Annotated in this window: 22 protein-coding genes and 2 pseudogenes; 11 read left to right on the forward strand and 13 right to left on the reverse strand. The window is 59.7% G+C overall.

Annotated elements, in window-relative coordinates; translation table 11 throughout:
• Window positions 1-378: 378 nt before the first annotated feature.
• A complete protein-coding gene (locus tag ACJ8HT_RS20980; RefSeq protein WP_004941690.1) occupies window positions 379-1,455 on the forward strand; it encodes an AI-2E family transporter in 1,077 nt (358 codons plus the stop codon).
• A gap of 44 nt (window positions 1,456-1,499) precedes the next feature.
• Here the strand turns inward: ACJ8HT_RS20980 and bcp are convergent, their stop codons facing one another.
• Together bcp and ACJ8HT_RS20990 are read right to left on the reverse strand one after the other, a co-directional pair.
• Window positions 1,500-1,964: a thioredoxin-dependent thiol peroxidase gene (bcp, locus tag ACJ8HT_RS20985; protein WP_142110342.1), complete on the reverse strand. Its 465-nt coding sequence runs from the start codon at window positions 1,962-1,964 to the stop codon at window positions 1,500-1,502.
• A 2-nt stretch (window positions 1,965-1,966) separates the two neighbouring features.
• Window positions 1,967-2,572, reverse strand: a complete 606-nt coding sequence (locus tag ACJ8HT_RS20990) for a glycine cleavage system transcriptional repressor (RefSeq protein ID WP_369783268.1) — start codon at window positions 2,570-2,572, stop codon at window positions 1,967-1,969.
• A gap of 110 nt (window positions 2,573-2,682) precedes the next feature.
• Between ACJ8HT_RS20990 and dapA the strand changes: the two genes are divergently transcribed.
• The 6 genes from dapA (at window position 2,683) to ypfH (ending at window position 9,475) form a co-directional block, all read left to right on the forward strand.
• Window positions 2,683-3,564 (forward strand): 4-hydroxy-tetrahydrodipicolinate synthase, encoded by an 882-nt coding sequence (dapA, locus tag ACJ8HT_RS20995; protein WP_004941701.1) that lies wholly within the window; start codon window positions 2,683-2,685, stop codon window positions 3,562-3,564.
• A 16-nt stretch (window positions 3,565-3,580) separates the two neighbouring features.
• On the forward strand, window positions 3,581-4,633 hold the full coding sequence (bamC, locus tag ACJ8HT_RS21000) for an outer membrane protein assembly factor BamC (RefSeq protein ID WP_019453890.1): 1,053 nt from the start codon (window positions 3,581-3,583) through the stop codon (window positions 4,631-4,633).
• Between the two features lie 170 nt (window positions 4,634-4,803).
• Window positions 4,804-5,517, forward strand: a complete 714-nt coding sequence (purC, locus tag ACJ8HT_RS21005) for a phosphoribosylaminoimidazolesuccinocarboxamide synthase (protein ID WP_049200504.1) — start codon at window positions 4,804-4,806, stop codon at window positions 5,515-5,517.
• Window positions 5,518-5,726: 209 nt separating this feature from the next.
• The gene (gene ypfJ, locus ACJ8HT_RS21010) at window positions 5,727-6,596 is read left to right on the forward strand and encodes a KPN_02809 family neutral zinc metallopeptidase (protein WP_047730119.1); all 870 of its coding nucleotides are present in this window, start codon (window positions 5,727-5,729) and stop codon (window positions 6,594-6,596) included.
• A 56-nt stretch (window positions 6,597-6,652) separates the two neighbouring features.
• Window positions 6,653-8,665, forward strand: coding sequence for a tRNA(Met) cytidine acetyltransferase TmcA (locus tag ACJ8HT_RS21015; RefSeq protein ID WP_197653258.1), 2,013 nt, complete (start codon window positions 6,653-6,655; stop codon window positions 8,663-8,665).
• 120 nt (window positions 8,666-8,785) lie between these two features.
• Window positions 8,786-9,475, forward strand: coding sequence for an esterase (gene ypfH / locus ACJ8HT_RS21020; RefSeq protein WP_070914511.1), 690 nt, complete (start codon window positions 8,786-8,788; stop codon window positions 9,473-9,475).
• A gap of 30 nt (window positions 9,476-9,505) precedes the next feature.
• Here ypfH and ACJ8HT_RS21025 read toward each other — a convergent pair whose 3' ends face one another.
• The 5 genes from ACJ8HT_RS21025 to ACJ8HT_RS21045 all read right to left on the reverse strand — a co-directional run bounded on the left by ACJ8HT_RS21025 (window position 9,506) and on the right by ACJ8HT_RS21045 (window position 12,682).
• Window positions 9,506-9,691 (reverse strand): YpfN family protein, encoded by a 186-nt coding sequence (locus tag ACJ8HT_RS21025; RefSeq protein ID WP_004941720.1) that lies wholly within the window; start codon window positions 9,689-9,691, stop codon window positions 9,506-9,508.
• A 2-nt stretch (window positions 9,692-9,693) separates the two neighbouring features.
• A complete protein-coding gene (locus ACJ8HT_RS21030; RefSeq protein WP_197653257.1) occupies window positions 9,694-10,368 on the reverse strand; it encodes a M15 family metallopeptidase in 675 nt (224 codons plus the stop codon).
• Entirely contained in the window at window positions 10,365-11,492 is a 1,128-nt protein-coding gene (gene dapE / locus ACJ8HT_RS21035) for a succinyl-diaminopimelate desuccinylase (protein ID WP_047730121.1), read from the reverse strand. Before dapE ends, ACJ8HT_RS21030 begins: the two co-directional genes overlap by 4 nt.
• Window positions 11,489-11,875 carry an ArsC family reductase gene (locus ACJ8HT_RS21040; protein ID WP_197653256.1) on the reverse strand — a complete coding sequence of 129 codons (387 nt, stop codon included), beginning with the start codon at window positions 11,873-11,875 and terminating at the stop codon, window positions 11,489-11,491. Before ACJ8HT_RS21040 ends, dapE begins: the two co-directional genes overlap by 4 nt.
• Before the next feature lie 255 nt (window positions 11,876-12,130).
• Window positions 12,131-12,682 (reverse strand): helix-turn-helix transcriptional regulator, encoded by a 552-nt coding sequence (locus ACJ8HT_RS21045; protein WP_123892316.1) that lies wholly within the window; start codon window positions 12,680-12,682, stop codon window positions 12,131-12,133.
• A gap of 528 nt (window positions 12,683-13,210) precedes the next feature.
• On the opposite strand from ACJ8HT_RS21045, the gene ACJ8HT_RS21050 reads away from it, so the two are divergent.
• Window positions 13,211-13,636 carry a GNAT family N-acetyltransferase gene (locus tag ACJ8HT_RS21050; RefSeq protein ID WP_194572592.1) on the forward strand — a complete coding sequence of 142 codons (426 nt, stop codon included), beginning with the start codon at window positions 13,211-13,213 and terminating at the stop codon, window positions 13,634-13,636.
• A gap of 7 nt (window positions 13,637-13,643) precedes the next feature.
• Here ACJ8HT_RS21050 and ACJ8HT_RS21055 read toward each other — a convergent pair whose 3' ends face one another.
• Both ACJ8HT_RS21055 and ACJ8HT_RS21060 read right to left on the reverse strand, forming a co-directional pair.
• Complete coding sequence (locus tag ACJ8HT_RS21055) at window positions 13,644-14,075, reverse strand: GNAT family N-acetyltransferase (protein WP_197653255.1); 432 nt, start codon at window positions 14,073-14,075, stop codon at window positions 13,644-13,646.
• Between the two features lie 9 nt (window positions 14,076-14,084).
• A pseudogene (locus tag ACJ8HT_RS21060) lies at window positions 14,085-14,565 on the reverse strand (tetratricopeptide repeat protein).
• A 216-nt stretch (window positions 14,566-14,781) separates the two neighbouring features.
• Here ACJ8HT_RS21060 and ypfM point away from each other — a divergent pair.
• Window positions 14,782-14,841, forward strand: a complete 60-nt coding sequence (ypfM, locus tag ACJ8HT_RS21065) for a protein YpfM (protein ID WP_100396732.1) — start codon at window positions 14,782-14,784, stop codon at window positions 14,839-14,841.
• 126 nt (window positions 14,842-14,967) lie between these two features.
• Here the strand turns inward: ypfM and acrD are convergent, their stop codons facing one another.
• Window positions 14,968-18,105, reverse strand: coding sequence for a multidrug efflux RND transporter permease AcrD (gene acrD, locus ACJ8HT_RS21070; protein WP_197653254.1), 3,138 nt, complete (start codon window positions 18,103-18,105; stop codon window positions 14,968-14,970).
• A 293-nt stretch (window positions 18,106-18,398) separates the two neighbouring features.
• On the opposite strand from acrD, the gene ACJ8HT_RS21075 reads away from it, so the two are divergent.
• Window positions 18,399-18,677, forward strand: coding sequence for a winged helix-turn-helix domain-containing protein (locus ACJ8HT_RS21075; RefSeq protein WP_004941750.1), 279 nt, complete (start codon window positions 18,399-18,401; stop codon window positions 18,675-18,677).
• A 31-nt stretch (window positions 18,678-18,708) separates the two neighbouring features.
• Here ACJ8HT_RS21075 and ACJ8HT_RS21080 read toward each other — a convergent pair whose 3' ends face one another.
• Window positions 18,709-19,341, reverse strand: a complete 633-nt coding sequence (locus ACJ8HT_RS21080; RefSeq protein WP_049197963.1) for a response regulator — start codon at window positions 19,339-19,341, stop codon at window positions 18,709-18,711.
• 161 nt (window positions 19,342-19,502) lie between these two features.
• Entirely contained in the window at window positions 19,503-21,179 is a 1,677-nt protein-coding gene (narQ, locus tag ACJ8HT_RS21085) for a nitrate/nitrite two-component system sensor histidine kinase NarQ (RefSeq protein WP_197653253.1), read from the reverse strand.
• Between the two features lie 316 nt (window positions 21,180-21,495).
• Between narQ and nudK the strand changes: the two genes are divergently transcribed.
• The gene (gene nudK / locus ACJ8HT_RS21090) at window positions 21,496-22,071 is read left to right on the forward strand and encodes a GDP-mannose pyrophosphatase NudK (protein ID WP_049272608.1); all 576 of its coding nucleotides are present in this window, start codon (window positions 21,496-21,498) and stop codon (window positions 22,069-22,071) included.
• Window positions 22,072-22,121: 50 nt separating this feature from the next.
• On the opposite strand, the pseudogene ACJ8HT_RS21095 reads toward nudK, so the two are convergent.
• Window positions 22,122-22,198, reverse strand: a pseudogene (locus tag ACJ8HT_RS21095) (transketolase-like TK C-terminal-containing protein); the annotation flags it as partial.

The raw sequence follows: 22,198 nt of genomic DNA on the forward strand, positions 1-22,198 counted from the left end.
GACAGAGTTCGTGACGATAATCAACTTTAAGCATCAGGGGACGGGACAATGAAAAATGATTTGGCGGCGGCGATCGCGATTGGCTGTGTGCTGTTGTTCGCACTGGCGGTCGGTTCGCCCCTCTCCATCAGCGCCTCGCTGTAATCTGCCGCGGCCCCATCCGGGGCCGTTCACCCAGTCTGTCGCCGCGTCTGCGGGTTTTTGCGCCAATCGCTCGCCGGCGCGATAAATTCAGCCAAATCGCTGTTGATGTATGGCCAACTTTGAGTACTCTGAGTGCGTTGCACACCCCGCGTGCGCCCGTTCTATCTATGCTTTAATCAGGCCCATCACAGGAATCGCCATGCCCGCCCGCCAAATCTCGAGGAGCCCGCTCTGATGCTGGAGATGTTATTACAGTGGTACCGCCGCCGCTTCACCGATCCGCAGGCTATCGCGCTGCTGGTGATCCTGGTCGCCGGCTTCCTCATTCTCTATTTTCTGCACGGCATTCTGACCCCGTTGCTGGTCGCCATCGTGCTGGCCTATCTGCTGGAGTGGCCGACCGCGCGCCTGCAGCGCATCGGCTGTTCGCGCACCTGGGCGGCGAGCATCATGCTGCTGGTGTTCGCGGGCGTCGCCATGCTGCTGGTGTTCGTCGTTGCGCCAACCGCCTGGCAGCAGGGCATCAATCTGATGAGCGATCTGCCTGGCATGCTCAATCAGTTCTATAACTTTGCCGCGACGCTGCCGAAGCGTTACCCGGCGCTGGTGGATGCCGGCATCATCGACATGATGGCGGAGAACCTGCGCAGCCGGCTGTCCGGCATGGGCGAGTCGGTGGTGAAATTCTCACTGGCGTCGCTGGTCGGCCTGTTGACGCTGGCCATCTACCTGATCCTGGTGCCGATGATGATGTTCTTCCTGTTGAAGGACAAAGAGCAGCTGCTAAACGCAGTGCGCCGCGTGCTGCCGCGCAATCGTGGCCTGGCGGGGCAGGTTTGGAACGAGATGAATCAGCAGATCACCAACTACATTCGCGGCAAGGTGCTGGAGATGGTGATTGTCGGCGTGGCGACCTACCTGGTGTTCGCCGTGCTGGACATGCGCTACTCGCTGTTGCTGGCGGTGCTGGTGGGCTTCTCGGTGTTGATCCCCTACATTGGCGCGGTGCTGGTCACCATACCGGTGGTGGTGGTGGCGCTGTTCCAGTGGGGCGTCGGCGCCGATTTCTGGACGCTGATCGTTGCCTACCTGGTGGTGCAGGGGCTGGACGGCAACCTGCTGGTGCCCATTTTGTTCTCCGAAGCGGTCAACCTGCATCCGCTGGTGATTATCCTGTCGGTGATCGTATTCGGCGGGATGTGGGGCTTTTGGGGCGTGTTTTTCGCCATACCGCTGGCGACGCTGGTGAAGGCGGTGATCCATGCCTGGCCGGATGAACTGCGGGTCGAAGTGGAAGACAAGGCCGACTGACAGGGAAGAAACGAAGCGCAGCAGGCCGCTGCGCTTCGTGAGAATTACTGCTGCAGGTAGCTCAGAACGATGTCGTGGTGATTGGTGGTTTTGAAATCATCAAACACTTTTTCAATCTTGCCTTTGCCATCGATCAGGAAACTGATGCGGTGAATACCGTCGTAGGTCTTGCCCATGAAGGTTTTCTCGCCCCATACGCCAAACTGTTGCGCTACCTGATGATCTTCATCAGACAACAGCGTGAAGTTGAGCAGCTCCTTTTCAGCGAAGCGCGACAGTTTTTCCGGTTTGTCGGTGCTGATGCCCAACACTTCGACGCCGACCTTTTTCAATTCTTCCATGTTGTCCCGCAGGCCGCAGGCTTGCACGGTGCAGCCCGGCGTCATCGCCTTCGGATAGAAATAGACTAATACTCGCTGTCCCTGGAAGTCGGCCAAATTAATTTCCTCACCGTCCTGGTCAGGCAAACTAAATTTCGGCGCTGTGTCACCGGCTTTCAATGGGCTCATCACTACTCTCCATCTTTCTCATCATGCTGTGGATAGTTCACCACGCTAATACTGCCTTGCGCGTTCAATTCTGTACATAGGCGATGGAAGGCTTGCTCAATATTTGAGGCGTCCCGATCGCCGGAGCTATGGGCGGTGATTTGGATATACAGCTGCGGCGGCAGGTCGCCGTCCGCCGGCTGCGTGCGTGAGACCAGTTCGGCGATATTCATCTGGCTGGAGTCGAACAGATCGGTAAAGCGTTCGATGATGTGCGGCGAGTCCTTCACTTCCACCTGCACCCACACCGTGGCCGGCATCGGCGGCCTTTCGTGCGAGTTTGTGCGCTTCATCACGATCAGCAGATCCAGCTCCGCGCCTTTTTGCGGCAGGGTGGATTCGATCAGGGTGATGGCGTTCCAGCTGCCGGACAGCAGCATGATGAACGTGAACTCCTCTCCCAGCATGGCCAGACGGCTATCTTCGATATTGCATCCGCAACTGCTGACGTGGCGGGTGATGGTATTGACGATTCCGGGGCGGTCGGCGCCGAGCGCGGTAATCACGAGATAGTGTTCGTCTGACTGAGGCAAAATAGCGCTTCCTGTCGTGCTTAATGGGGTTACCATGGTAAACATAAAAAAAACCGCCTGCCAAGCGCTTACAACGCGGTTGTGCGCTTGCTTTTGGATAGGCAGCAAAAGTACCATGAGTGACCTGTTTGTGGAGGGGACGGCCAATGTTTACGGGAAGTATTGTTGCACTGGTTACGCCGATGGACGACAAAGGTGCTGTCGATCGCGCGAGCCTAAAAAAATTGATCGATTATCATGTAGCCAGTGGCACCGCGGCGATCGTTTCCGTAGGGACCACCGGCGAGTCCGCAACGCTTGCCCATGACGAGCACGTTGACGTGGTGCTGCAGACGCTGGAGCTGGCCGACGGCCGCATCCCGGTGATCGCCGGCACCGGCGCCAACGCCACCGCCGAAGCCATCGCGCTCACCACCCGCTTCGCCAATACCGGCGTAGTGGGCTGCCTGACGGTGACGCCGTACTACAATAAGCCGACGCAGGAAGGGCTGTACCAGCACTTCAAGGCGATCGCCGAGAGCACCGAGCTGCCGCAGATCCTGTATAACGTGCCTTCGCGCACCGGCTGCGACATGCTGCCGCCGACCATCGCTCGGCTGGCGAAAATCAAGAATATTGTTGCTGTAAAAGAAGCGACGGGGAACTTAAGTCGCGTTAGTCAGATCCAAGTGCTGGTTGACGATGAAGACTTCATTTTGCTGAGCGGCGACGACGCCAGCGGGCTGGACTTCATGCAACTGGGCGGCAAAGGGGTGATTTCCGTGACGGCCAACGTGGCCGCGCGCGAGATGGCGGAACTTTGCGCGCTGGCGGCGCAGGGCAAGTTTGCCGAAGCGCGCCGCTTAAATCAGCGCTTGATGCCGTTGCATCAGGATCTATTTGTAGAAGCAAACCCAATTCCGGTGAAGTGGGCCTGTAAGGCGTTGGGATTGATGGCAACCGATACGCTGCGTCTGCCGATGACGCCGTTGAGCGAAGCCGCCCGCCCGGTGGTGGAGCGCGCGCTGAAAAGCGTCGGTTTGCTGTAACTCTAAGGGAAATTTGATGGCTTATTCATTGCAAAAGTCGACGGTAGCAAAAGTAGTGGGCATCTCTTTGGTGATGATGCTGGCAGCCTGCAGCAGCGATCAGCGTTACAAGCGCCAGGTCAGCGGCGACGAGGCTTACCTCGACGCGGCTCCGCTCAAGGCGCTGAACGCACCGTCCGGCATGATCCTGCCGGTCCAGAGCGGCAACTATGACGTTCCCGCCACGACGCTGCAAGGCAACGTCGGCAAGCAACTGGACATTCGTCCGCCGGTGCAGCCGTTGGCGCTGCTGAGCGGTTCACGCGCGCAGTACGCCGGCGACAGCGGCACGCTGCTGCTGGAAAACAGCCCGCAGAACCAGAACCTGTGGTCACGCGTGGTCAGCCTGCTGCAGGCGAAGAACATCGCGATTGCTTCCCGTCAGGACGCCGGTCAGACCCTGACCACCGACTGGGTGAAGTGGAACCGTCTGGACGAAGACAACCAGTACGAAGGCCGCTATCAGATCAGCGTGCAGCAGCAGGGCTACCAGCAGGCGCTGGTGGTGAAAAGCGTTGGCCTGCAGCAGCAGGGCAAGACCGAGCAGGTGACCGACCAGTCTGAGATTCAGCGCTACAACGGCATGATGATCAACACCCTGATCGAAGGCCTGGACAAACAGGACAACCTGGCGAGCAGCCAGACGGCCAGCCGTTTCGGCGCGCTGGACGTGCAGAGCGGTGCCGATGACACCGGCCTGCCGATGCTGGTGGTGCGCGGCCCGTACACCGTGGTGTGGGATCGCCTGCCGGCGGCGCTCGAAAAACTGGGGATGAAAGTGGGTGACCGCAGCCGTCCGCAGGGCACCGTCGCCGTGACCTACAAGTCCCTGAGCAGCAGCGATTGGGATGCGTTGGGCGTCAAGGATCCTGAACTGGCGGAAGGCGATTACAAACTGCAGGTCGGCGATCTCAACAACCGCACCAGCCTGCAATTTATCGATCCGAAAGGCAAACCGCTGACCCAGTCGAAAAACGACGCGCTGGTGGCGGCATTCCAGTCTGCCTTCAGTAAAACCAGCGTTAAATAACCAAAAAGGGGCTTCGGCCCCTTTTTGTTTTGTCGATACGGTATCGTTTGCGTCGCAGGTTTGGCACAATAGTGTCCGGCACGCCAAAGAATTCATTAGGTCAATTCTATACCCCCTAATTTCGGGCCGCGCTCGGGAGACAACGGGGATACATCACTGGAGTAAGTAAGATGCAAAAGCTAGCTGAGCTGTATCGCGGAAAGGCAAAAACCGTTTACACCACCGAGAATCCCGATCTACTGGTGTTGGAGTTCCGCAACGATACGTCAGCACTGGATGGTCAGCGCATTGAGCAGTTCGATCGCAAAGGCATGGTGAACAACAAGTTCAACCATTTCATCATGAGCAAACTGGAAGAAGCCGGCATCCCGACCCAGATGGAGCGTCTGCTGTCCGACAACGAAGTGCTGGTGAAGAAGCTGGACATGGTGCCGGTGGAGTGCGTGATCCGCAACCGCGCCGCCGGTTCGCTGGTGAAGCGTCTGGGCATCGAAGAAGGCCTGGTGCTGAATCCGCCGCTGTTCGATCTATTCCTGAAAAACGACGCCATGCACGATCCGATGGTCAACGAATCCTACTGCGAAACCTTCGGCTGGGTGAGCAAAGAGCATCTGGCGCGCATGCGCGAGCTGAGCTACCGCGCCAACGACGTGTTGACCAAGCTGTTTGACGACGCGGGCCTGATCCTGGTCGACTTCAAGCTGGAGTTCGGCCTGTTCAACGGTGAAGTGGTGCTGGGCGATGAGTTCTCGCCGGACGGCAGCCGCCTGTGGGACAAAAACACCCTGGACAAGATGGACAAAGACCGTTTCCGTCAAAGCCTGGGCGGCCTGATCGAAGCCTATGAAGAAGTGGCGCGCCGCATCGGCGTGAAGCTCGACTAAGCATTGGCACCGCCATTCGGGGCGATCCGGCCGGATCGTCCCGCTATTCTGCGTTTTTCCAGAAAATTTCTACATTTCCTCCGCGGCAGACCATTTATAATGATGGATGCGAGATGACTAAAACCTATCCCACTCAGGCTTGAAGCTGCCTTTGCGCTTACGATCGCGGCGCAACTTCAACGAGCAGGGGAAATATCTGGAGTATATTTATGCGTTGGCAAGGGCGTCGGGAAAGTGACAATGTTGAGGATCGTCGCGGGCAGTCTTCAGGTTTGGGCGGCGGTGGCGGCGGTTTCCGTGTGCCGGTGCGCGGCAAGGGCGGCATCGTCATTTTAGTGGTGGTGCTGGTGGCCGGCTATTACGGCATCGATCTGTCGCCGCTATTGAACGGCGGTAACGTTGCACCGCAGGGTCAACAGCAGAGCGCCAACATCAGTCCGAAAGACGATGAGCTGGCCAAATTCACTTCGGTGGTACTGGCCTCCACCGAGGATAACTGGAAAGAGATTTTCCAGCGCATGGGCAAAACCTATCAACCGCCGAAGCTGGTGATGTATCGCGGCGTCACGCGCACCAGCTGCGGCACCGGCCAGGCGGCGATGGGGCCGTTCTACTGCCCGGGTGACAGAACGGTGTATATCGATCTGTCTTTCTATCAGGACATGAAAACCAAGCTGGGCGCCGGCGGTGATTTCGCCCAGGCCTATGTGGTGGCGCATGAAGTCGGCCACCACGTGCAGAACCTGCTGGGCATCGAGCCTAAGGTGCGCCAGATGCAGCAGGGCGCCAGCCAGGCGGAAGTGAACCGTCTGTCGGTGAAAATGGAGCTGCAGGCGGACTGCTTCGCCGGCGTGTGGGGCAAATACGCCGAGAAGCAGCAGATGCTGGAAGAGGGCGACCTGCAGGCGGCGCTGAACGCCGCGCAGGCGATTGGCGACGATCGGTTGCAGCAGCAGAGCCAGGGCCGCGTCGTGCCGGACAGCTTCACCCACGGCACCTCGCAGCAGCGCTACACCTGGTTTAAACAGGGCTTCGACAGCGGCGATCCCAATACCTGCAACACCTTCGCATCCCGTTAACGCCTCAAGTGCCGGAGCCTGACTCCGGCATTTTTTTCGGATTGAGGTACAGCCTTATGTTACAGGCAGCGCAACAACTCATGCGGCGGCAGGGCATCCGGCGCCTGCTGGTGCTCAGCGGTGAGCCCGACTGGTGTCGCGAACAGGCGCAGCGGCTGGCGGCGACGCTGCCGGGCGACTGGCCGTGGGTGGGAGAAAACCCGCCGTCCGGCCTGACGGCATTGGCGAGCGGCGCAGTGCGCCAACTGCTGGGGCAGGAGCGGCTGCACGCGGTGTTCGACGCCGGTCAGTCGCTGGACGTGGAGGCGTTGGCGGCGCTGAGCGGCGCATTGCGTGCCGGCAGCTGGCTGCTGTTGCTGACGCCGCCCTGGCGGCAATGGCCGCAGCAGCCGGACGGCGACAGCCTGCGCTGGAGCGATTGCCCGCAGCCAATTACCACCCCGCATTTCATCCACCACCTGCAGCAGCATCTGGCCGATGACCGAGAAGTGACGATCTGGCGGCAGGATGAGCCCCTGACGCTGGCCGCGCTGCCGGCGCGTGAGGATTGGCAACCTCCGGATGGCCGGCCGACCGAGGAACAACAGACGATCTTGACGGCGCTGCTGCAGGCCGAATCCGGCGTGTGGGTGCTGACCGCCGCCCGCGGCCGCGGCAAATCGACGCTGGCCGGCATGCTGGTGGCGCAGTCGCCGCTGACCTGTTGGATCACCGGGCCGAGCCGCGCCGCCACTGAGGTGGCCGGGGAATGGGCGCAGGGGCGCGCGCAGTTTTGGGCGCCCGATGCCTTGCTGGCGCAGTGCCGGGAGGGGGACGTCAGCGCCGTGGGGTGGCTGCTGGTGGATGAAGCGGCGGCGATCCCCGCGCCGCTGCTGCAGCAGCTGATCGGTTATTTCCCGCGCGTGCTGCTGACCACCACGGTGCAGGGCTATGAGGGCACCGGCCGCGGTTTTCTGCTGAAGTTTTGCGCCGGGCTGCCTTCCTATCAGGCGTTGAGTCTGCAGCAGCCGATGCGCTGGGCGCAGGGGGATGCGCTGGAGCGGATAACGGACAATGCGCTGTTGTTCAACGAGCTGCCCGCCTGGCCGGCGGATGGCCAGACGATCGATTACAGCCAGGCGGAGCCGCGCGAACTGTGCGCCGAACCGCAGCGGCTGGCGCGTTTCTATGCTCTGCTGAGCAGCGCGCATTACCGCACTTCGCCGCTGGATTTGCGCAGGCTGATGGATGCGCCCGGCGTGCACTTCGGGCTGGCGCAGGCCGGGCAGGAGGTGGTCGGCGCCGTGTGGCTGGTGGACGAAGGCGGCTTGAGCGCCGAGTTGGCGCACGATGTGTGGGCCGGCCGCCGCCGGCCGCGCGGCAACCTGGTGGCGCAGTCGCTGGCGGCGCATGGCGGCCAGTGGTGGGCGCCGACGCTGCGGTCACGGCGTATTACCCGCATCGCGACGCTGCCGGCGTTGCGGCGGCAGGGTATCGCGCGTCAGCTGGTCGAGCGGCAACGCCGCCAGGCGCAGGGGCTGGATTTTCTGTCCGTCAGCTTTGGCTATACCGAGCCGCTGTGGCGCTTTTGGCAATCCTGCGGTTTCGAGCTGGTGCGCATCGGCAGCAAGCCGGAGGCCAGCAGCGGCTGCTATACCGCGATGGCTATCTTGCCCCTGAGCGAGCAAGGAGAGGCGCTGCGGCACGCGGCGCACAAGCATCTGGCGCGCGACTGGCCCTGGCTACGGCAGCGCATTGAACTCGCGCTGGCGATCCCGGGCGACGACGGCGACACGCCGCTGGGCGAAGAGGATTGGCGCGAGCTGGCCGGGTTCGCTTTCGCCCATCGGCCGCTGGAGGCCAGCCTGGGGGCACTGCAGCGTTTGCTGTTGGCCAGCAATCTGCCGCTGCCCGCGCTGCGCGGCCATCTGCAACGGCGGCAATCCCCGGCGGCCTGCGCGGAGCTGGCGGGCGTCAGCGGGCAGAAAGCCTTGCTGCGCCACTGGCGGCACGAAGCGGCGCAGGCGCTGGAACAGCTGAATGCGCAGCACTGCCGCTACTGGCGCGACTGGGCGCAGTCATTGCAATAAATTGAATAACTCGCTCAATAAAACCCGATTTTCCCGATTTCTCAACGGCGTATAGTCACTGTCAGCGGTGAGGCGACGACTGTCGCCGCATCAGGTTGGGTTACTATTAAGGAGTCATCGATGAAACATGAGCATTTCGTTGTCCAAAGCCCGGCGACCCCGGCGGCGCAGCTGATCTTGCTGTTTCACGGTGTCGGCGACAACCCGGTGGCGATGGGGGAGATCGGCAGCTACTTCGCCAAAGACTTTCCTCAGGCGCAGGTGGTGAGCATCGGTGGCCCAGAAGCGTTCGGCAACGGCGCCGGGCGCCAGTGGTTTTCGGTGCAGGACGTGACCGAAGAGAATCGCGCTGCCCGTATCGCAGACGTGATGCCGCAGTTTGTGGCGGTGGTACGCCATTGGCAGCAGCTGAGCGGCGTAGGCTATGCCGGCACGGCGCTGGTGGGGTTCTCGCAGGGGGCGATCATGGCGCTTGAGGCGCTAAAAGCGGAAACCCGGCTGGCCGGGCGCGTGGTCGCGTTCAGCGGGCGTTTCGCCCAGCTGCCTGAGCAGGCTTTCGGCGACAGCGTGGTGCATTTGATCCACGGGGAAGAGGATGCGGTGATCGCGGTGCAGCACGCTCACGCGGCGGCAGAAGCCCTACGGGCCGGCGGCGCCGATTTTACGCTGGACGTGGAGGAAAACGTCGGGCACGCGATCAACCAGGGCATGATGAACGCCGCGCTGGAAAGGCTGCATTATTATGTGCCGCAGCGCTACTGGGACGAGGCATTGTCCGGCAAGCGCGGCGAGCTGATCGCCTTCCGCTAAAAATTCAGGGCGCCGATGAGCGCCCTGATGTTATTTCTTTTTCGGCCAGTCGTCTTCGTCATCCCACTGGGCGTTGTTGTCGCGGTGCGGCGGTATCTCCGGCTTGTTGGCCAGATAGCTTTTCACGTCGACGCGGCGCAGTTCCTTAATGCCGCTGACGACCATTCCCACCAGAACCAGCAGGATAATCCACCAGTAATCAGCTAACCATTGCATAGCTACTCCTTTCCTTCACTGCGTATAAAACGCGAAAAAATCGATGGCAGATGGCGTTCGAGCCATTCGGCACCGGCGACCTCCTTATCTTGCCAGGCCGCCAGCAACAGCGCCGGGGTCAGCAAATGTTCGGCCTCTTGCGCCAGCGGCCGGTAGCTCAGATGCCACGGCTCTACCGCCACGCCACCGCTGTCTTCGGTAAAGGGGCGATAGAAACCGAACTCGGCCATATGTGCCGTCAGCCACTGGTTGAGCGGCGCAAAGTAACCGCCTTCTTCGTATTCCCACGGCTCCAGCTGCAGCTTTTGCCCTTCCGGCAGCAGCGACGGGTCGTACACGTCGAGATCGCTGCCCCAGTGATGGCGGCTGGCGCCCGGCAGGGCCGACCAGCGCAGGATCGCTTCACAGCGCTCGGCGGCGGACAGCGGCGCAACGTCTATCGGGCGGCTGTCCTTATCTAATACTGGCCGCTGGCCGCAGAATTTGCCATTCCAGATAGCCAACTGCCGGTCAAAATCGCGGAAGGTGCTGGCGGGCTGGAGATCGAATCCCGCCTCACGCGCCGCCAGCTGCATCGCCAAGAAGGCGTTGGCCGCCTGCGGCTGCAGCCGATGATTCCCGCTCAGCGGCGCCAGGTGTTCGGTTGAGCGGCCGGTGAGCATCTCTGCGTTGATCATGCGACCAATTGCTCCATGATGCGTTGATACATGCGGCTCAGCAGCTGCAGATCCGCGGCGTTGACACATTCGTTGACCTTGTGGATGGTGGCGTTGACCGGCCCCAGTTCCACCACCTGCGCGCCCATCTGCGCGATGAAGCGGCCGTCGGAGGTACCGCCGGTGGTCAGCAGCTGCGGCGTCAATTCAGAATAGTGCTCGACGGCGTTGACCACCGCATCCACCAGTGCGCCGCGCGAGGTGAGGAACGGCTGGCCGGACAGCCGCCACTCGATGCTGTAATTCAACTGGTGGCGTTCCAGCAGCTCTTCCACGCGCTGCTTGATCATCGCGTCGGTGAGTTCGGTGCTGAAACGGAAGTTGAACTGCACGTAAAGATCGCCTGGGATCACGTTGTTGCTGCCGGTACCGGCCTGCACGTTGGCGATCTGCATGCTGGTCGGCGGGAAGAACTCGTTGCCGCGATCCCATTCGATCGCCACCAGTTCATTCAGCGCCGGCATGGCGCGGTGCACCGGGTTGTCCGCCAGGTGCGGATAGGCGACGTGCCCCTGCACGCCGTGAATGTGCAGGTTGGCGGTGATGGAGCCCCGTCGGCCGTTTTTCACCACGTCGCCGACGCGCTCGGTGCTGGACGGCTCGCCGACCAGGCAGTAATCCAGGCGCTCATTGCGCGCCATCAGCGTTTCGACCACTTTAACCGTGCCGTGGGTGGCGCTGGCCTCTTCGTCTGAGGTGATCAGAAAAGCCAGGCGGCCCTGGTGATTCGGGTTGGCGGCGACAAAGCGCTCTGCGGCCACCACCATCGCGGCCAACGAGCCTTTCATGTCTGCCGCACCACGGCCATACAGCATGCCGTCGCGGATCGCCGGTTCAAACGGCGGGTTATCCCAACGCTTTTCATCGCCGGTCGGCACCACGTCGGTATGCCCGGCAAACGCCAGGGTTTGCCCTTCGCCGCGCCAGGCCCAGAAGTTTTGGGTATCTTCGAAGTCCATCGCCTCGACGGTGAAGCCGATCGCCTGCAGGCGATCGATCATCAGCTGCTGGCAGCCTTCGTCATTTGGGCTGAGGGAAGGGCGTTTAATCAGCTGCTGGGCCAGTTCGATAACCGGGCAAGTCATACGGCGACCTCGGCGATAAATTGCTGGTAAGCGTCGGCGTTGAAACCGAGCAGGGCGTGGCCGTTGCCGTCGTCCAGCAGCGGGCGTTTGATGATCGCCGGCTGCGCCAGCATCAGCGCGATGGCGGCGTCGGCGTTATCGCAGGCGTTGCGTTGCGCTTCATCCAGCTTGCGCCAGGTGGTGCCGCGAGTATTGAGCAGCGGCTCCCAACCCAGTTGCGCGATGAAACCGCGCAACTGCTGTTCGGTCAGGCCGTCGGCGCGGTAGTCGTGAAAATGATAGGTCACGCCCTGATCTTCCAGCCAGCGGCGGGCTTTTTTGATGGTGTCGCAGTTTTTGATGCCGTACATCGTCAGCGTTGTCTGTTGCGGTTTGTTTGCCATGGCGTAAAGCTACCTGTCTCGTCGAGTCGATACTGAGCGGCGGGCGCGATCTTTGGCCCTCTCGCCGCCCGGCGATAGCAGAGATAATGCCAGTAAAGCGGCGGCGAGATCCAGACAACGATGCGGGCGAGGCGCGATTGGGTGCCAGAGAGAGGGAGAGGCGACGTGATTGAGCGGCGGCCTTCGCCGGCGGTGCTCTCGAAGAGATGCCGGCGAAGGCGTTCAGCCGCAAATGCGAATCTGAAGAAGAGGGCGTTACTCTTTATTTATTCTTATGTTTAAACGATCGGTTAAACAGCGCACGCGGGTAATGTGTAATAGCGGTTTTATCCGGCTGGCGCCGAGTTTTTTCATTATTCTTGACTTGTAATGATTGGCTGTTTTATTTCTGATATTCATGGCACTACTGATGTCGGTCAGCGATTTCCCCGTCGACCATTCCGAGAGGAAAAGCGACTCGCGCTGGGACAGTTGCGGCGGTTCGGTATAATGATTGTAACGCTTATAGAGATCGTCGATAAGGCGGCTGAAACGGCTCAATGATATAAGGTTTGATAATATAATGGTCTTGCTGTCGACAATCACCATTTCATGCGGGCAGTCGGTGATAATGACTATTTTGTAGGTATTGGGGTTAGCATATTCAACACGATAACGCGCTTCAAAATTGGCGATGGTGACATCGATAAAGCAGACTCTTTTGCGGCTAAAACCGGCCGGTGCGCGTTTTTCCGCCCAGGTTTGCTTAATGAGTTGTCGGATGCCGACAGTGGTATAGGCACACTCGCTGAAAATATCAATTTCCATTTTATTATAGTCCTTTGCTTTCTATTTCCCGGTGAGGATTGATATCTTAAAACATAAAAAAAGAAATAATATAAATAATTTCATGTTGAACTTATCTTGCGCCGCAAGCCAATGAGCGGTAGCTGGGCGCGAGTTTCGCGGGGGAGTCATATACTAGCATGATTTATAACGAGTAAAATTTTTTTTAACCGACGCCCTAAGCAATGTGAGATCGATAAAATAGAAATCCTCTATTAATACCGTGGTTATTAAAAGGAATTAACATAGTTTATAGCTATTAAATTTTTAAGTTCGATCGTTTTTGTCGATCGTTTGTTGGCGGCTTTTGGGGCTAATGAATTAATTATTAAGATATTTCTTAGTTTTGTTACGTTCGGCGGTTTTATTTCAATCGGTGATAGAACCGGTTATGAAGCGGTGTGGAAATTAGCGTGGAAATGGATGTAAAGATAAATCTAAACAAAGAAAATGCGATGTTTTTAGCTACAAACAGCGCATAAATGTGGGTGATTGATACGGAGAGCTAGCGTGAAAGAATGTCATATCGAAATTTCCGATCGGGTAACACCGGAAATAACGTCCTGTATCGCGGAAGGGTTGGACCGTTTTAATGATGAACATATCGGCTATGGCGATCGTCAGCCGCTGGCGGTGGTGGTAAAAGATCTCGACAGCGGGAAAGTTCTGGGGGGAATTACCGGGCGCTCATCACTAGGGCTGCTGTTTCTCGATCTTTTTTATCTGCCGGAAGCGCTGCGCGGCGCAGGGCTGGGCAGCGAGCTGTTGCGCCGCTTTGAGCAGGAGGGGCGCCGACGCGGTTGCCTTTCCGCCGTGTTGTATACCATCAGCTTCCAGGCGCCGGACTTTTATCAGCGGCATGGCTGGCAGCGTATGGGGGAGGTGCCTTGCTTGCCGCCGGGAACCAGCCGCGTCTTTATGAGCAAAACCTTGTGATGTGCGATTAACGTACGTAGCCTCCCTGTTGCAGGCGCAGCAGTGAGGCACCGTCCGCATACACCATGCCGGTGGTTAAATCGTGAAAGCCGTACTTTTTATAAAAGGCCAGTTTTTCCGGCACGGAATAGATGAAAATCTTGCCGAGCGGCGCCAAATCTTGCATCACCCGATCCATCAACCTGCGCCCCAATCCCTGCCCCTGATAACGCGGATCGATCACCACGTCGGCCAGATAGGCGACCGAGGTCAGATCGCTGATGGCATGTGCGGTCGCTATCAGCTCATCGCCGATAAACCCCCAATAGCAAAACTGACTGTGTTGGTAAACGCGCTGCAGCGTGTGCGGATCGCGTTTGCCCAGCCCGGCTGCCTCGAGCAACTCACACAGCCGCTGCCAGTCGATGGCGCGGCGTGTCAGGTCGGTGATAATTTCCATCGTCTTCCTCTAACCAATGAGACTGAGATCGGCGGCATAGTGCCGAATGGCGCGCTGATAGCCGCGGATGTCGGGGTCTGACGAGGTTTCCGCCAGCAGCAGCAACAGATCGGATACGGCCCGTTTGCTTTCACCCAGGTTGTACAGCGTCATGGCGCGAAACAGCATTAGCTCATTGGCCTGCGGGAACTCGGTCAAGACCCGCGTCGAAAGCGCGCAGCGACGCCGGATATTCTCCCAGGGCGCGGTAAGTGCTACCGAGACCCAGCCAGGCCTCGCGGCGCTGTGCGGGCGGCAAATCGCGAGCCAACGCCGCGAGGTAGCAGGGAATAGCCTGCTGCTCCAGGCCCTGTACGTCGTAAAGGCAGGCCAGCTGAAAGTGTAGCATCGCCGCTTCCGGCTCTGCTGCCAGCTGCCGTAACGCCAGCGCAGTAGCTTCCTGATAGCGGCCCTGCGTTTTCAGCTGTGAAAGAGACAAAGAGGTGGGCATGATCGGCGCTCCATTGGCGTATTTTTATACCTTTTACACGCTATCGTGGAGAAATTGATATCACAAGGGAATAGCTGCACTGAGTATTGATCAGATAAATACGAAAATGTGCGCTAACCCCGGTTTCCGGGCCCGGCATCGTTCCCGTTTCCCTTCACATGGTCAAAAAACAGGCGTAGAATCCGCTTCGTCAAATAATTGAGGTTGTAAAGTATTATGGTTGATCGTGAATTAGGAAACTGGAAAGACTTCATTGATGAGATGTTGGGCAACTGACACAGCGTTGAAGCAGGTGGCAAGGTTGAGTCATTGGAACGTCACTGAAACACCTTGGGAACGAGATTATCGTTCGAAATAAAGCAGCATCGGTTCACCCGACGCTGCTTTTTTATGCCCTGTCGATCACTCCCCGGCGGCCGTCGTATTGCCTGCAGGATGCGCTTTGCCCGGGAAACGGCGCCGTACCAGCACGAAGAACAGCGGCACGAAGAAAATAGCCAGCAGAGTGGCGGAGATCATGCCGCCCATGACCCCGGTGCCGACCGCATGCTGGCTGCCGGAACCGGCGCCGCTGCTGGTGGCCATCGGCAGCACGCCGAAGATAAACGCCAGCGAGGTCATCAGGATTGGCCGCAGACGCATGCGTGACGCATCGAGCGTGGCGGACATCAGATCCTGCCCTTTATGGTTCAGCTCATTGGCGAACTCGACGATCAGAATGGCGTTTTTCGCCGACAGCCCAATGATGGTCAACAGGCCGACCTGGAAATAGACGTCGTTCTCCAGGCCGCGCATCCAGGTGGCGGCGACCGCGCCGATCACCCCCAGCGGCACCACCAGCATCACCGAGAACGGGATCGACCAGCTCTCATACAGCGCCGCCAGGCACAGGAACACCACCAGCAGCGAGATGGCGTACAGCGCCGGCGCCTGCGAGCCGGACAGCCGTTCCTGATAGGACATCGCGGTCCATTCCAGGCCAAAGCCGGTCGGCAGTTGGCTGACCAGTTTCTCCATTTCCGCCATGGCGGTGCCGGTGCTGACGCCGTTGGCCGCCTCGCCGACGATCTCCAGCGCCGAGCTGCCGTTATAGCGCTCCAGCCGCGGCGAGCCGTACTCCCAGTGTGAGGTGGCGAAGGCCGAGAACGGCACCATGCCACCCGCGCTGTTGCGTACATACCATTTGTTGATGTCATCCGGCAGCATGCGGAACGGCGCCGCGGCCTGCACATAGACTTTTTTCACCCGGCCGCGGTCGACGAAATCGTTGACGTAGGTCGAGCCCCAGGCGGTGGAGAGGGTATTGTTGATGTCGTCGATCGACACGCCCAGCGCTTGCGCCTTGCGTTGATCGATGTCGATTTGCAGCTGTGGACTGTCGTCCAGGCCGTTGTGGCGCACGCGCGACAGCAGCGGGTTTTGCCCGGCCAGCTGCAGCAGCTGATCGCGCGCCGCCATCAGCTTGGCGTGGCCGAGCCCGGCGTGGTCTTCCAACTCCATATCGAAGCCGGAAGAGTTGCCGAGGCCGGTGATCGCCGGCGGGCTGCTGGCGATCACCCGCGCTTCGTTAATCTTGTTGAATGCCAGCGTGGCGCGATCGATGATGTCGAACGAACTGTTGGCGCCAGAGGTGCGCAGATCCCAGTCTTTCAGCCGGACGAACAGGCGCGCCACGTTTTGGCCGTTGCCGCCCGGGCCGGAACCGATGATGGCGAACACCGACACCACGTCCTGTTTCTCTTCGGTCAGGAAGTACTGCTCGACCTTTTCCACCACTTTAGAGGTTTGCTGCAGGGTCGAGCCCGCCGGCAGCTGCACCTGCACGGTGAAGATGCCGCGGTCTTCCTGCGGCAGGAACGAGGTCGGCAGCTTGATGAACAGCAGCGCCATGCCGCCGAGCAACAGTAGATAAATCACCATGTAGCGGCCGCTGGCGTGCAGGATACGCCCCACGCCGCGCTCATAGCGTTCGGCGTTGCGGTTGAACATGCGGTTGAACCAGCCGAAGAAGCCGCGCTTGCCGTGATGGTGCCCCTTGGCGATCGGTTTGAGCAGCGTGGCGCACAGGGCCGGGGTCAGGATCATCGCCACCAGCACCGACAGCACCATGGCGGAAACGATGGTGATGGAGAACTGGCGATAGATGGCGCCGGTGGTGCCACCGAAGAACGCCATCGGTACAAACACCGCCGACAGCACCAGCGCGATGCCGACCAGCGCGCTCTGGATTTGCCCCATGGATTTGCGCGTGGCCTCACGCGGCGGCAGGCCTTCCTCGCTCATCACGCGTTCGACGTTTTCCACCACCACGATGGCGTCGTCCACCAGCAGGCCGATCGCCAGCACCATGGCGAACATGGTGAGGGTATTGATACTGAAACCGCAGGCGGAAAGGATGGCGAAGGTGCCCATCAGCACGACCGGCACGGCGATGGTGGGGATCAGCGTGGCGCGGAAGTTCTGCAGGAACAGGTACATCACCAGGAACACCAGCAGGATGGCTTCCAGCAGCGTTTTCACCACGTCCTTGATCGAGGCTTTGACGAACGGGGTGGTTTCATAGGCCACCTTGGCTTCCAGCCCATGCGGGAAGTACTGCGACAGCTCGGCGATCTTGTCCTTCACCAGCTGGTCGGTCTGCAGTTCGTTGGCGCCGGAGGCCAGCTTGATGTTCATGCCTGCGGCCTGCATGCCGTTGTAGCGGCTGAGGTAGTTGTAGTTCTCGCCGCCCAGTTCGACGGTGGCGACGTTGCCCAGCGTCACCAGCGAGCCGTCCTGATTGACCCGCAGCGTGATCTGGCGGAACTGTTCCGGCGTCTGGAGCTGCGACTGGGCGTTAATGGTGGCGTTCAGCGCCTGCTTGTCGACCGACGGCGTGCCGCCCAGCTGGCCGACCGCCACCTGGGCGTTCTGCGACTGAATGGCCTTGACCACGTCCTGGGTCGTGAGCTGGTAGCTGTTGAGCTTGTTGGGATCGAGCCAGATGCGCATGGCGTATTGCGAGCCGTACACGTCCATGCTGCCGACGCCGTTGATGCGGCTGAGCGGATCCTGCAGGTTGGAGACGATGTAATCGGCAATGTCCTGCTTGTCCATGCTGTTGTCGGTGGAGACGAACGCCACCATCATCAGCGTGGTGTCGCCGGATTTCGACACCGTGACTCCCTGATTCTGCACCGCCTGCGGCAGACGTTTGATCGCCGCCTGCAGCTGGTTTTGCACCTGCTGCATCGCCTCGTTGGGATCGGTGCCGGCTTCGAACGTCAGCGTGACGGTGGCCTGGCCGGTATTGGTGCTCTGCGACGACATATACATCATGTTGTCGAGGCCGGTCATATTCTGTTCAATGATTTGGGTAACGGTGTTTTCCAGCGTTTGCGCCGAAGCACCTGGGTAAGTTGCGCTGATGCGCACGTTCGGCGGCGCCAAATTCGGGTATTGTTCTACCGGTAGGGAAGAAATCGCCAACGCCCCGGTCAGGCAAAGAATAATTGCCAGCACCCAGGCAAAAATCGGGCGATTAATAAAAAAATTGGCCATGCAGCGCGAACCTCGTTATGACTTGTTCTATCTTTAAAACGCATCAGAATTATGCATTTCAGCGGCAGGGAAGGATTCCGGCGCTATTGCACTTTACTCGGGATAGCCGAGGAAAGCGTGGAGAAAAAAAGGAGATAGTGTAAATAACGGTAGCGGAAAACGGCGTGGGTGTACTGGCGTCGGTAATTGTACGCTATTAAGACATTTTTATTACTATCAAAGGCCTTGCGCATCTCTTCGCCGCAGGGAACCGGAAAGTAAAAACTGGACTTACCTTACAGCAGGAGCTTGGCATGGGAATTAACCCGGTATTTGCCCGTCGGCTTTATTTGTGCTGGCTGATCAGCCACAGTGAGCGGCCCAATGTGCCGCGGTTGATGGCGCTGACCGGCTGGCCGCGCCGCACGTTGCAGGATGTGCTGAAGGCGCTGCCCGGCATGGGCGTCGAGCTGCAGTTCGTGCAGCAGGGCGTGCGCAACAACGACGGTTTTTATCAGTTGGAAAGCTGGGGGCCGTTCAACAAGAGCTGGGTGCACCAGCATCATCAGGCGCTGCTCAGCGCCATCGAGTAAGCTGCCCCGGCGCATTGCCGGGGCGGGGCGATCATTGACTTTTGTGCTCCAGGTACATCACCGTCGCCGCCACGCGAGAACGCACGTCCAGCTTGCGCAGTATGTTGCGGATGTGCACCTTCACGGTTTCTTCAGAGATATGCAACTGCGCCGCCACCTGCTTGTTGGACAGGCCGCGCGCCACCTCTTGCAAGACGTCCAGCTCGCGTTCGGTCAAGGCGGCGAAGGGATCGCGTTGCTCGCCGCGCGCCAACAAATAGTCGGCCATGGCGTCGCTGATCACGTTCTGCCCTTCGGCGGCGGCGCTGATGTGTTCCAGCAGCTGTTCCGGCTCGCTGTCCTTCAGCAGGTAGCCGTCTGCGCCGGCGTCGATCAGCGCATACAGATCGCTGCGCGCGTCGGAAACCGTCAGCACGATGATGCGCGCATCCACGCCTTCGTCGCGCAGGGCCCGCAGCGTGTCCAGCCCGGACATGCCCTTCATGTTCAGATCCAACAAGATCACGTCCGGCGTGTGCTGCAGTGCCAGCGCAACCGCCTCACTGCCGTTGCCGGCCTCTGCCACCACGCCAAATCGCGCATCCAGTCCCAGCAGTTGTTTGATGCCGCGCCGCATCAACGGATGATCGTCAACGATCATGACTCGGTATTGCTTCATCACCATGAAATATGCTCCCTGTAGCAAGTAAAGCCACTCAAACGCGCCCTGGGGCGTGCTTCACAGTGGGACTGTCTCTTCAAAAATAGCGGCAATCTTCGCCGCAAACCTCCCCGGGCGGCCTTCTGCCCGGCGGCAGCCGTAACGCAAAGTGAACAGCGGCGAGGTCAGGGCGGGAATGTCAGGCAGACCGCCGTGCCGCCGCCGTTTCTGCGCCGAATGTGCAGCGTTCCCCCCAATCGCGCCGCGCGTTCGCTCATGATGGTCAAGCCGTAGTGCCCTTCCGGTTCCTCCAGACTGGCGATGCCGCAACCGTCGTCGATAATGCTGAATACGTTGTCGCCTGCGGCGTTGACTTCGCAACGCAGGGTTATCTCGTTCGCCCCGGCGTGCTTGACGGCATTGAGCACCGCCTCGCGCACGATCTGCAGCGCGTGCACCTGCTGCTGGGCATTGAGCGCCTGCGAAGGTAGCCGACAGTGTAACTGAATCCGCGCGGGGGTTAGAGCCTTTAATGGCTGCAACAGCTGCTCCAGCGCGGCGTTCAGGTCCGCCTCCTGAATATTGAGACGGAAGGTGGCCAGTAATTCTCTCAGTTGGCGATAGGCATCGGCCAGCGTGCGATCGAAATCGTCGATAATCACCTGCGCCGCCGGCGCATCGGTGGCGCGCCTGAGCAGCGTAAGCTGAATGCGCAGGAACGACAGCGTCTGCGCCAGCGAATCGTGCAGCTCGCGGGCGATGGTCGCGCGCTCTTCCATCAACAGCAAATATTGGTGCTGCTTTTGCGCCCGGTTGAAGTAGACGCCGCGGCCCAGCATGTTGGCCAGGCTCTGCATAAGATGAGGATGCGGCGGGTGCGCCTCGGGCTGCCAACGCAGCTCGCCAAGCGGTTTGTCGCTCTGGGTGATCGGCAGCGTGTTCCAGGCTTGCGTCGGCGCCGCTTCCCCTTCGTTCAGTTGCCATTGGCCGTGGTCGTCCGCCACGTTCAGCCGGATGCAGCGCAGCCGTTCGCTTTGGCGCACAATGCGCAGCACATTCTCGAACGCCTGCTGATCGATCTGGCGCACGCTCAGCGCCTGCGAACAGCGATACAGTACCTCCAGCGTTTCGTTGGCCTGCTGCAGGCGCCGGGTTTTTTCCTGCACTTTCAGCTCCAGCGACTGATAGAGCCGGGCCAGCTCGTCCGACATGGCGCTGAAGGTTTGCGACAGCACGCCGAGCTCGTTCGGCAGCGCCACGTCCAGCTGCGGGTGGCTGAAGTCGCGCTGCTGCACGCGCTGGCTGGCGTCGACCAGATGCTGCAGCGGCGTGACCACCTGGCGGCGCATAAAGCGAATGCAGAACAGCACCAGGCCAATGATGGCGGCGTAACCGATCACGCTGACGGCGGCCACCAGGGTGAGTTTCAGCTCGGAATAGCGCTGCAGGGCAGAAACGAAATGATCGACGCGGTTGACGTAGCCGGCGACCTCCGCCCGGTAGGCAGCCGCCTGCCCGCCGCGGATCTGGCGCTCCATCGTTTGCCATGCCCGTTGCAGCGCCAGATAGTGATTCCGCACCTCGGCCGGTACGTAAAACCGCGCCAGCTTTTGCAGCACCGGCGCCTGTAAAGATTGCCGGTACTGCTGCAGGTGCAGCTCCAGCTCCGGGCTCTGCTGGTCGAGATCGAAGGCCAGCCGGTAGCTTTGCATGCGCAGCGAACCGGCGATATTGATCGCTTCGGCGTCGCTCTGGCTGCCGGCGACGGTGGTCAACGCCAACCCGGTGGCGAGCACCGACAGTATCACGATGCCGAACAGCGCTCTGGCCAGGCTGCCGGTCACGGAACGTTTAACAAGCAATCACGGATCCTTCTCTCAGGTGAGGCGCTTCGCCAGTTTCATTCGAAAGCAAAACTATAACTTTTGCAACTAAAATGCACCGCGATTTGTATCAAGTTGTCAACAAAACGGGAACAATTGTCGTCGTATAATCAAATGAATAGCGAAATGCCCGCCGATGTTCAGCGGCAGGCTAATTTCCGCTGACGATTTGCCTTTGGGGGGCGCTTCGTTCTGGCTCGCCCGGTGGGTGCGTGTGATTTTTGTTGCAAATCGTCTGCCGTGGCGCGGTGCAATCGCGGTATGATCTTCAGGTTGCTACTCAAGGGAAAAGGGCATGTCGTCGAAAATTGAGAATGTGAAGAAAGAGCTGCTGTCGGACAACTGGTATGTGCTGCACAAGTACACGTTCGATCTGAAACGCAAAAACGGCGGTTCGGTGCAACAGGTGCGCGAGGTCTACGATCGCGGCAACGGCGCCACCATTTTGCTGTACAACCGCGCCAAGGGTACGGTGGTGCTGACCAACCAGTTCCGCATGCCGACCTATGTCAACGGCAACGAAAGCGGCATGCTGCTTGAGGCCTGCGCCGGCCTGTTGGACGCCGATTCGCCGGAGCAGTGCGCGCGGCGCGAAGCGGTGGAAGAGACCGGTTTTCAGGTGGGCGAGGTCAAGAAAATCTTCGAAGCCTACATGTCGCCGGGCGGCGTGACCGAGATCGTGCACTTCTTTATCGCCGAATACCATGACGATGAGCGGCGCGCGGCCGGCGGCGGCATTGAAGATGAAGATATTGAAGTGATCGAACTGCCGTTCAGCGAAGCGGTGGCGATGATCGCCGACGGCCGCATTAAAGACGGCAAGACCATCATGCTGCTGCAATATTTGCAGATTCATCGGGTGATGGCATAAAAAAAGCCGGTCACGATGACCGGCTTTTTTATCGGCTTGCGCCAGGCCGCTTACTTCAGCAGCGCCTGCGCCTTGGCCACCACGTTGTCCACGGTGAAGCCGAACTCGGCGAACAGCTGCTCCGCCG

Origin of the sequence: Serratia sp. CY44782, from assembly GCF_052168715.1 — a bacterium.
In the GTDB taxonomy this organism is placed as follows: domain Bacteria; phylum Pseudomonadota; class Gammaproteobacteria; order Enterobacterales; family Enterobacteriaceae; genus Serratia; species Serratia nevei.

Bases quoted from the DNA above. Each gene is read 5' to 3' on its own strand.
- ACJ8HT_RS20980 (WP_004941690.1), top strand. From the start codon at position 379: ATGCTGGAGATGTTATTACAGTGGTACCGCCGCCGCTTCACCGATCCG.
- bcp (WP_142110342.1), bottom strand. From the start codon at position 1,964: ATGAGCCCATTGAAAGCCGGTGACACAGCGCCGAAATTTAGTTTGCCT.
- ACJ8HT_RS20990 (WP_369783268.1), bottom strand. From the start codon at position 2,572: ATGGTAACCCCATTAAGCACGACAGGAAGCGCTATTTTGCCTCAGTCA.
- dapA (WP_004941701.1), top strand. From the start codon at position 2,683: ATGTTTACGGGAAGTATTGTTGCACTGGTTACGCCGATGGACGACAAA.
- bamC (WP_019453890.1), top strand. From the start codon at position 3,581: ATGGCTTATTCATTGCAAAAGTCGACGGTAGCAAAAGTAGTGGGCATC.
- purC (WP_049200504.1), top strand. From the start codon at position 4,804: ATGCAAAAGCTAGCTGAGCTGTATCGCGGAAAGGCAAAAACCGTTTAC.
- ypfJ (WP_047730119.1), top strand. From the start codon at position 5,727: ATGCGTTGGCAAGGGCGTCGGGAAAGTGACAATGTTGAGGATCGTCGC.
- ACJ8HT_RS21015 (WP_197653258.1), top strand. From the start codon at position 6,653: ATGTTACAGGCAGCGCAACAACTCATGCGGCGGCAGGGCATCCGGCGC.
- ypfH (WP_070914511.1), top strand. From the start codon at position 8,786: ATGAAACATGAGCATTTCGTTGTCCAAAGCCCGGCGACCCCGGCGGCG.
- ACJ8HT_RS21025 (WP_004941720.1), bottom strand. From the start codon at position 9,691: ATGCAATGGTTAGCTGATTACTGGTGGATTATCCTGCTGGTTCTGGTG.
- ACJ8HT_RS21030 (WP_197653257.1), bottom strand. From the start codon at position 10,368: ATGATCAACGCAGAGATGCTCACCGGCCGCTCAACCGAACACCTGGCG.
- dapE (WP_047730121.1), bottom strand. From the start codon at position 11,492: ATGACTTGCCCGGTTATCGAACTGGCCCAGCAGCTGATTAAACGCCCT.
- ACJ8HT_RS21040 (WP_197653256.1), bottom strand. From the start codon at position 11,875: ATGGCAAACAAACCGCAACAGACAACGCTGACGATGTACGGCATCAAA.
- ACJ8HT_RS21045 (WP_123892316.1), bottom strand. From the start codon at position 12,682: ATGGAAATTGATATTTTCAGCGAGTGTGCCTATACCACTGTCGGCATC.
- ACJ8HT_RS21055 (WP_197653255.1), bottom strand. From the start codon at position 14,075: ATGGAAATTATCACCGACCTGACACGCCGCGCCATCGACTGGCAGCGG.
- acrD (WP_197653254.1), bottom strand. From the start codon at position 18,105: ATGGCCAATTTTTTTATTAATCGCCCGATTTTTGCCTGGGTGCTGGCA.
- ACJ8HT_RS21075 (WP_004941750.1), top strand. From the start codon at position 18,399: ATGGGAATTAACCCGGTATTTGCCCGTCGGCTTTATTTGTGCTGGCTG.
- ACJ8HT_RS21080 (WP_049197963.1), bottom strand. From the start codon at position 19,341: ATGGTGATGAAGCAATACCGAGTCATGATCGTTGACGATCATCCGTTG.
- nudK (WP_049272608.1), top strand. From the start codon at position 21,496: ATGTCGTCGAAAATTGAGAATGTGAAGAAAGAGCTGCTGTCGGACAAC.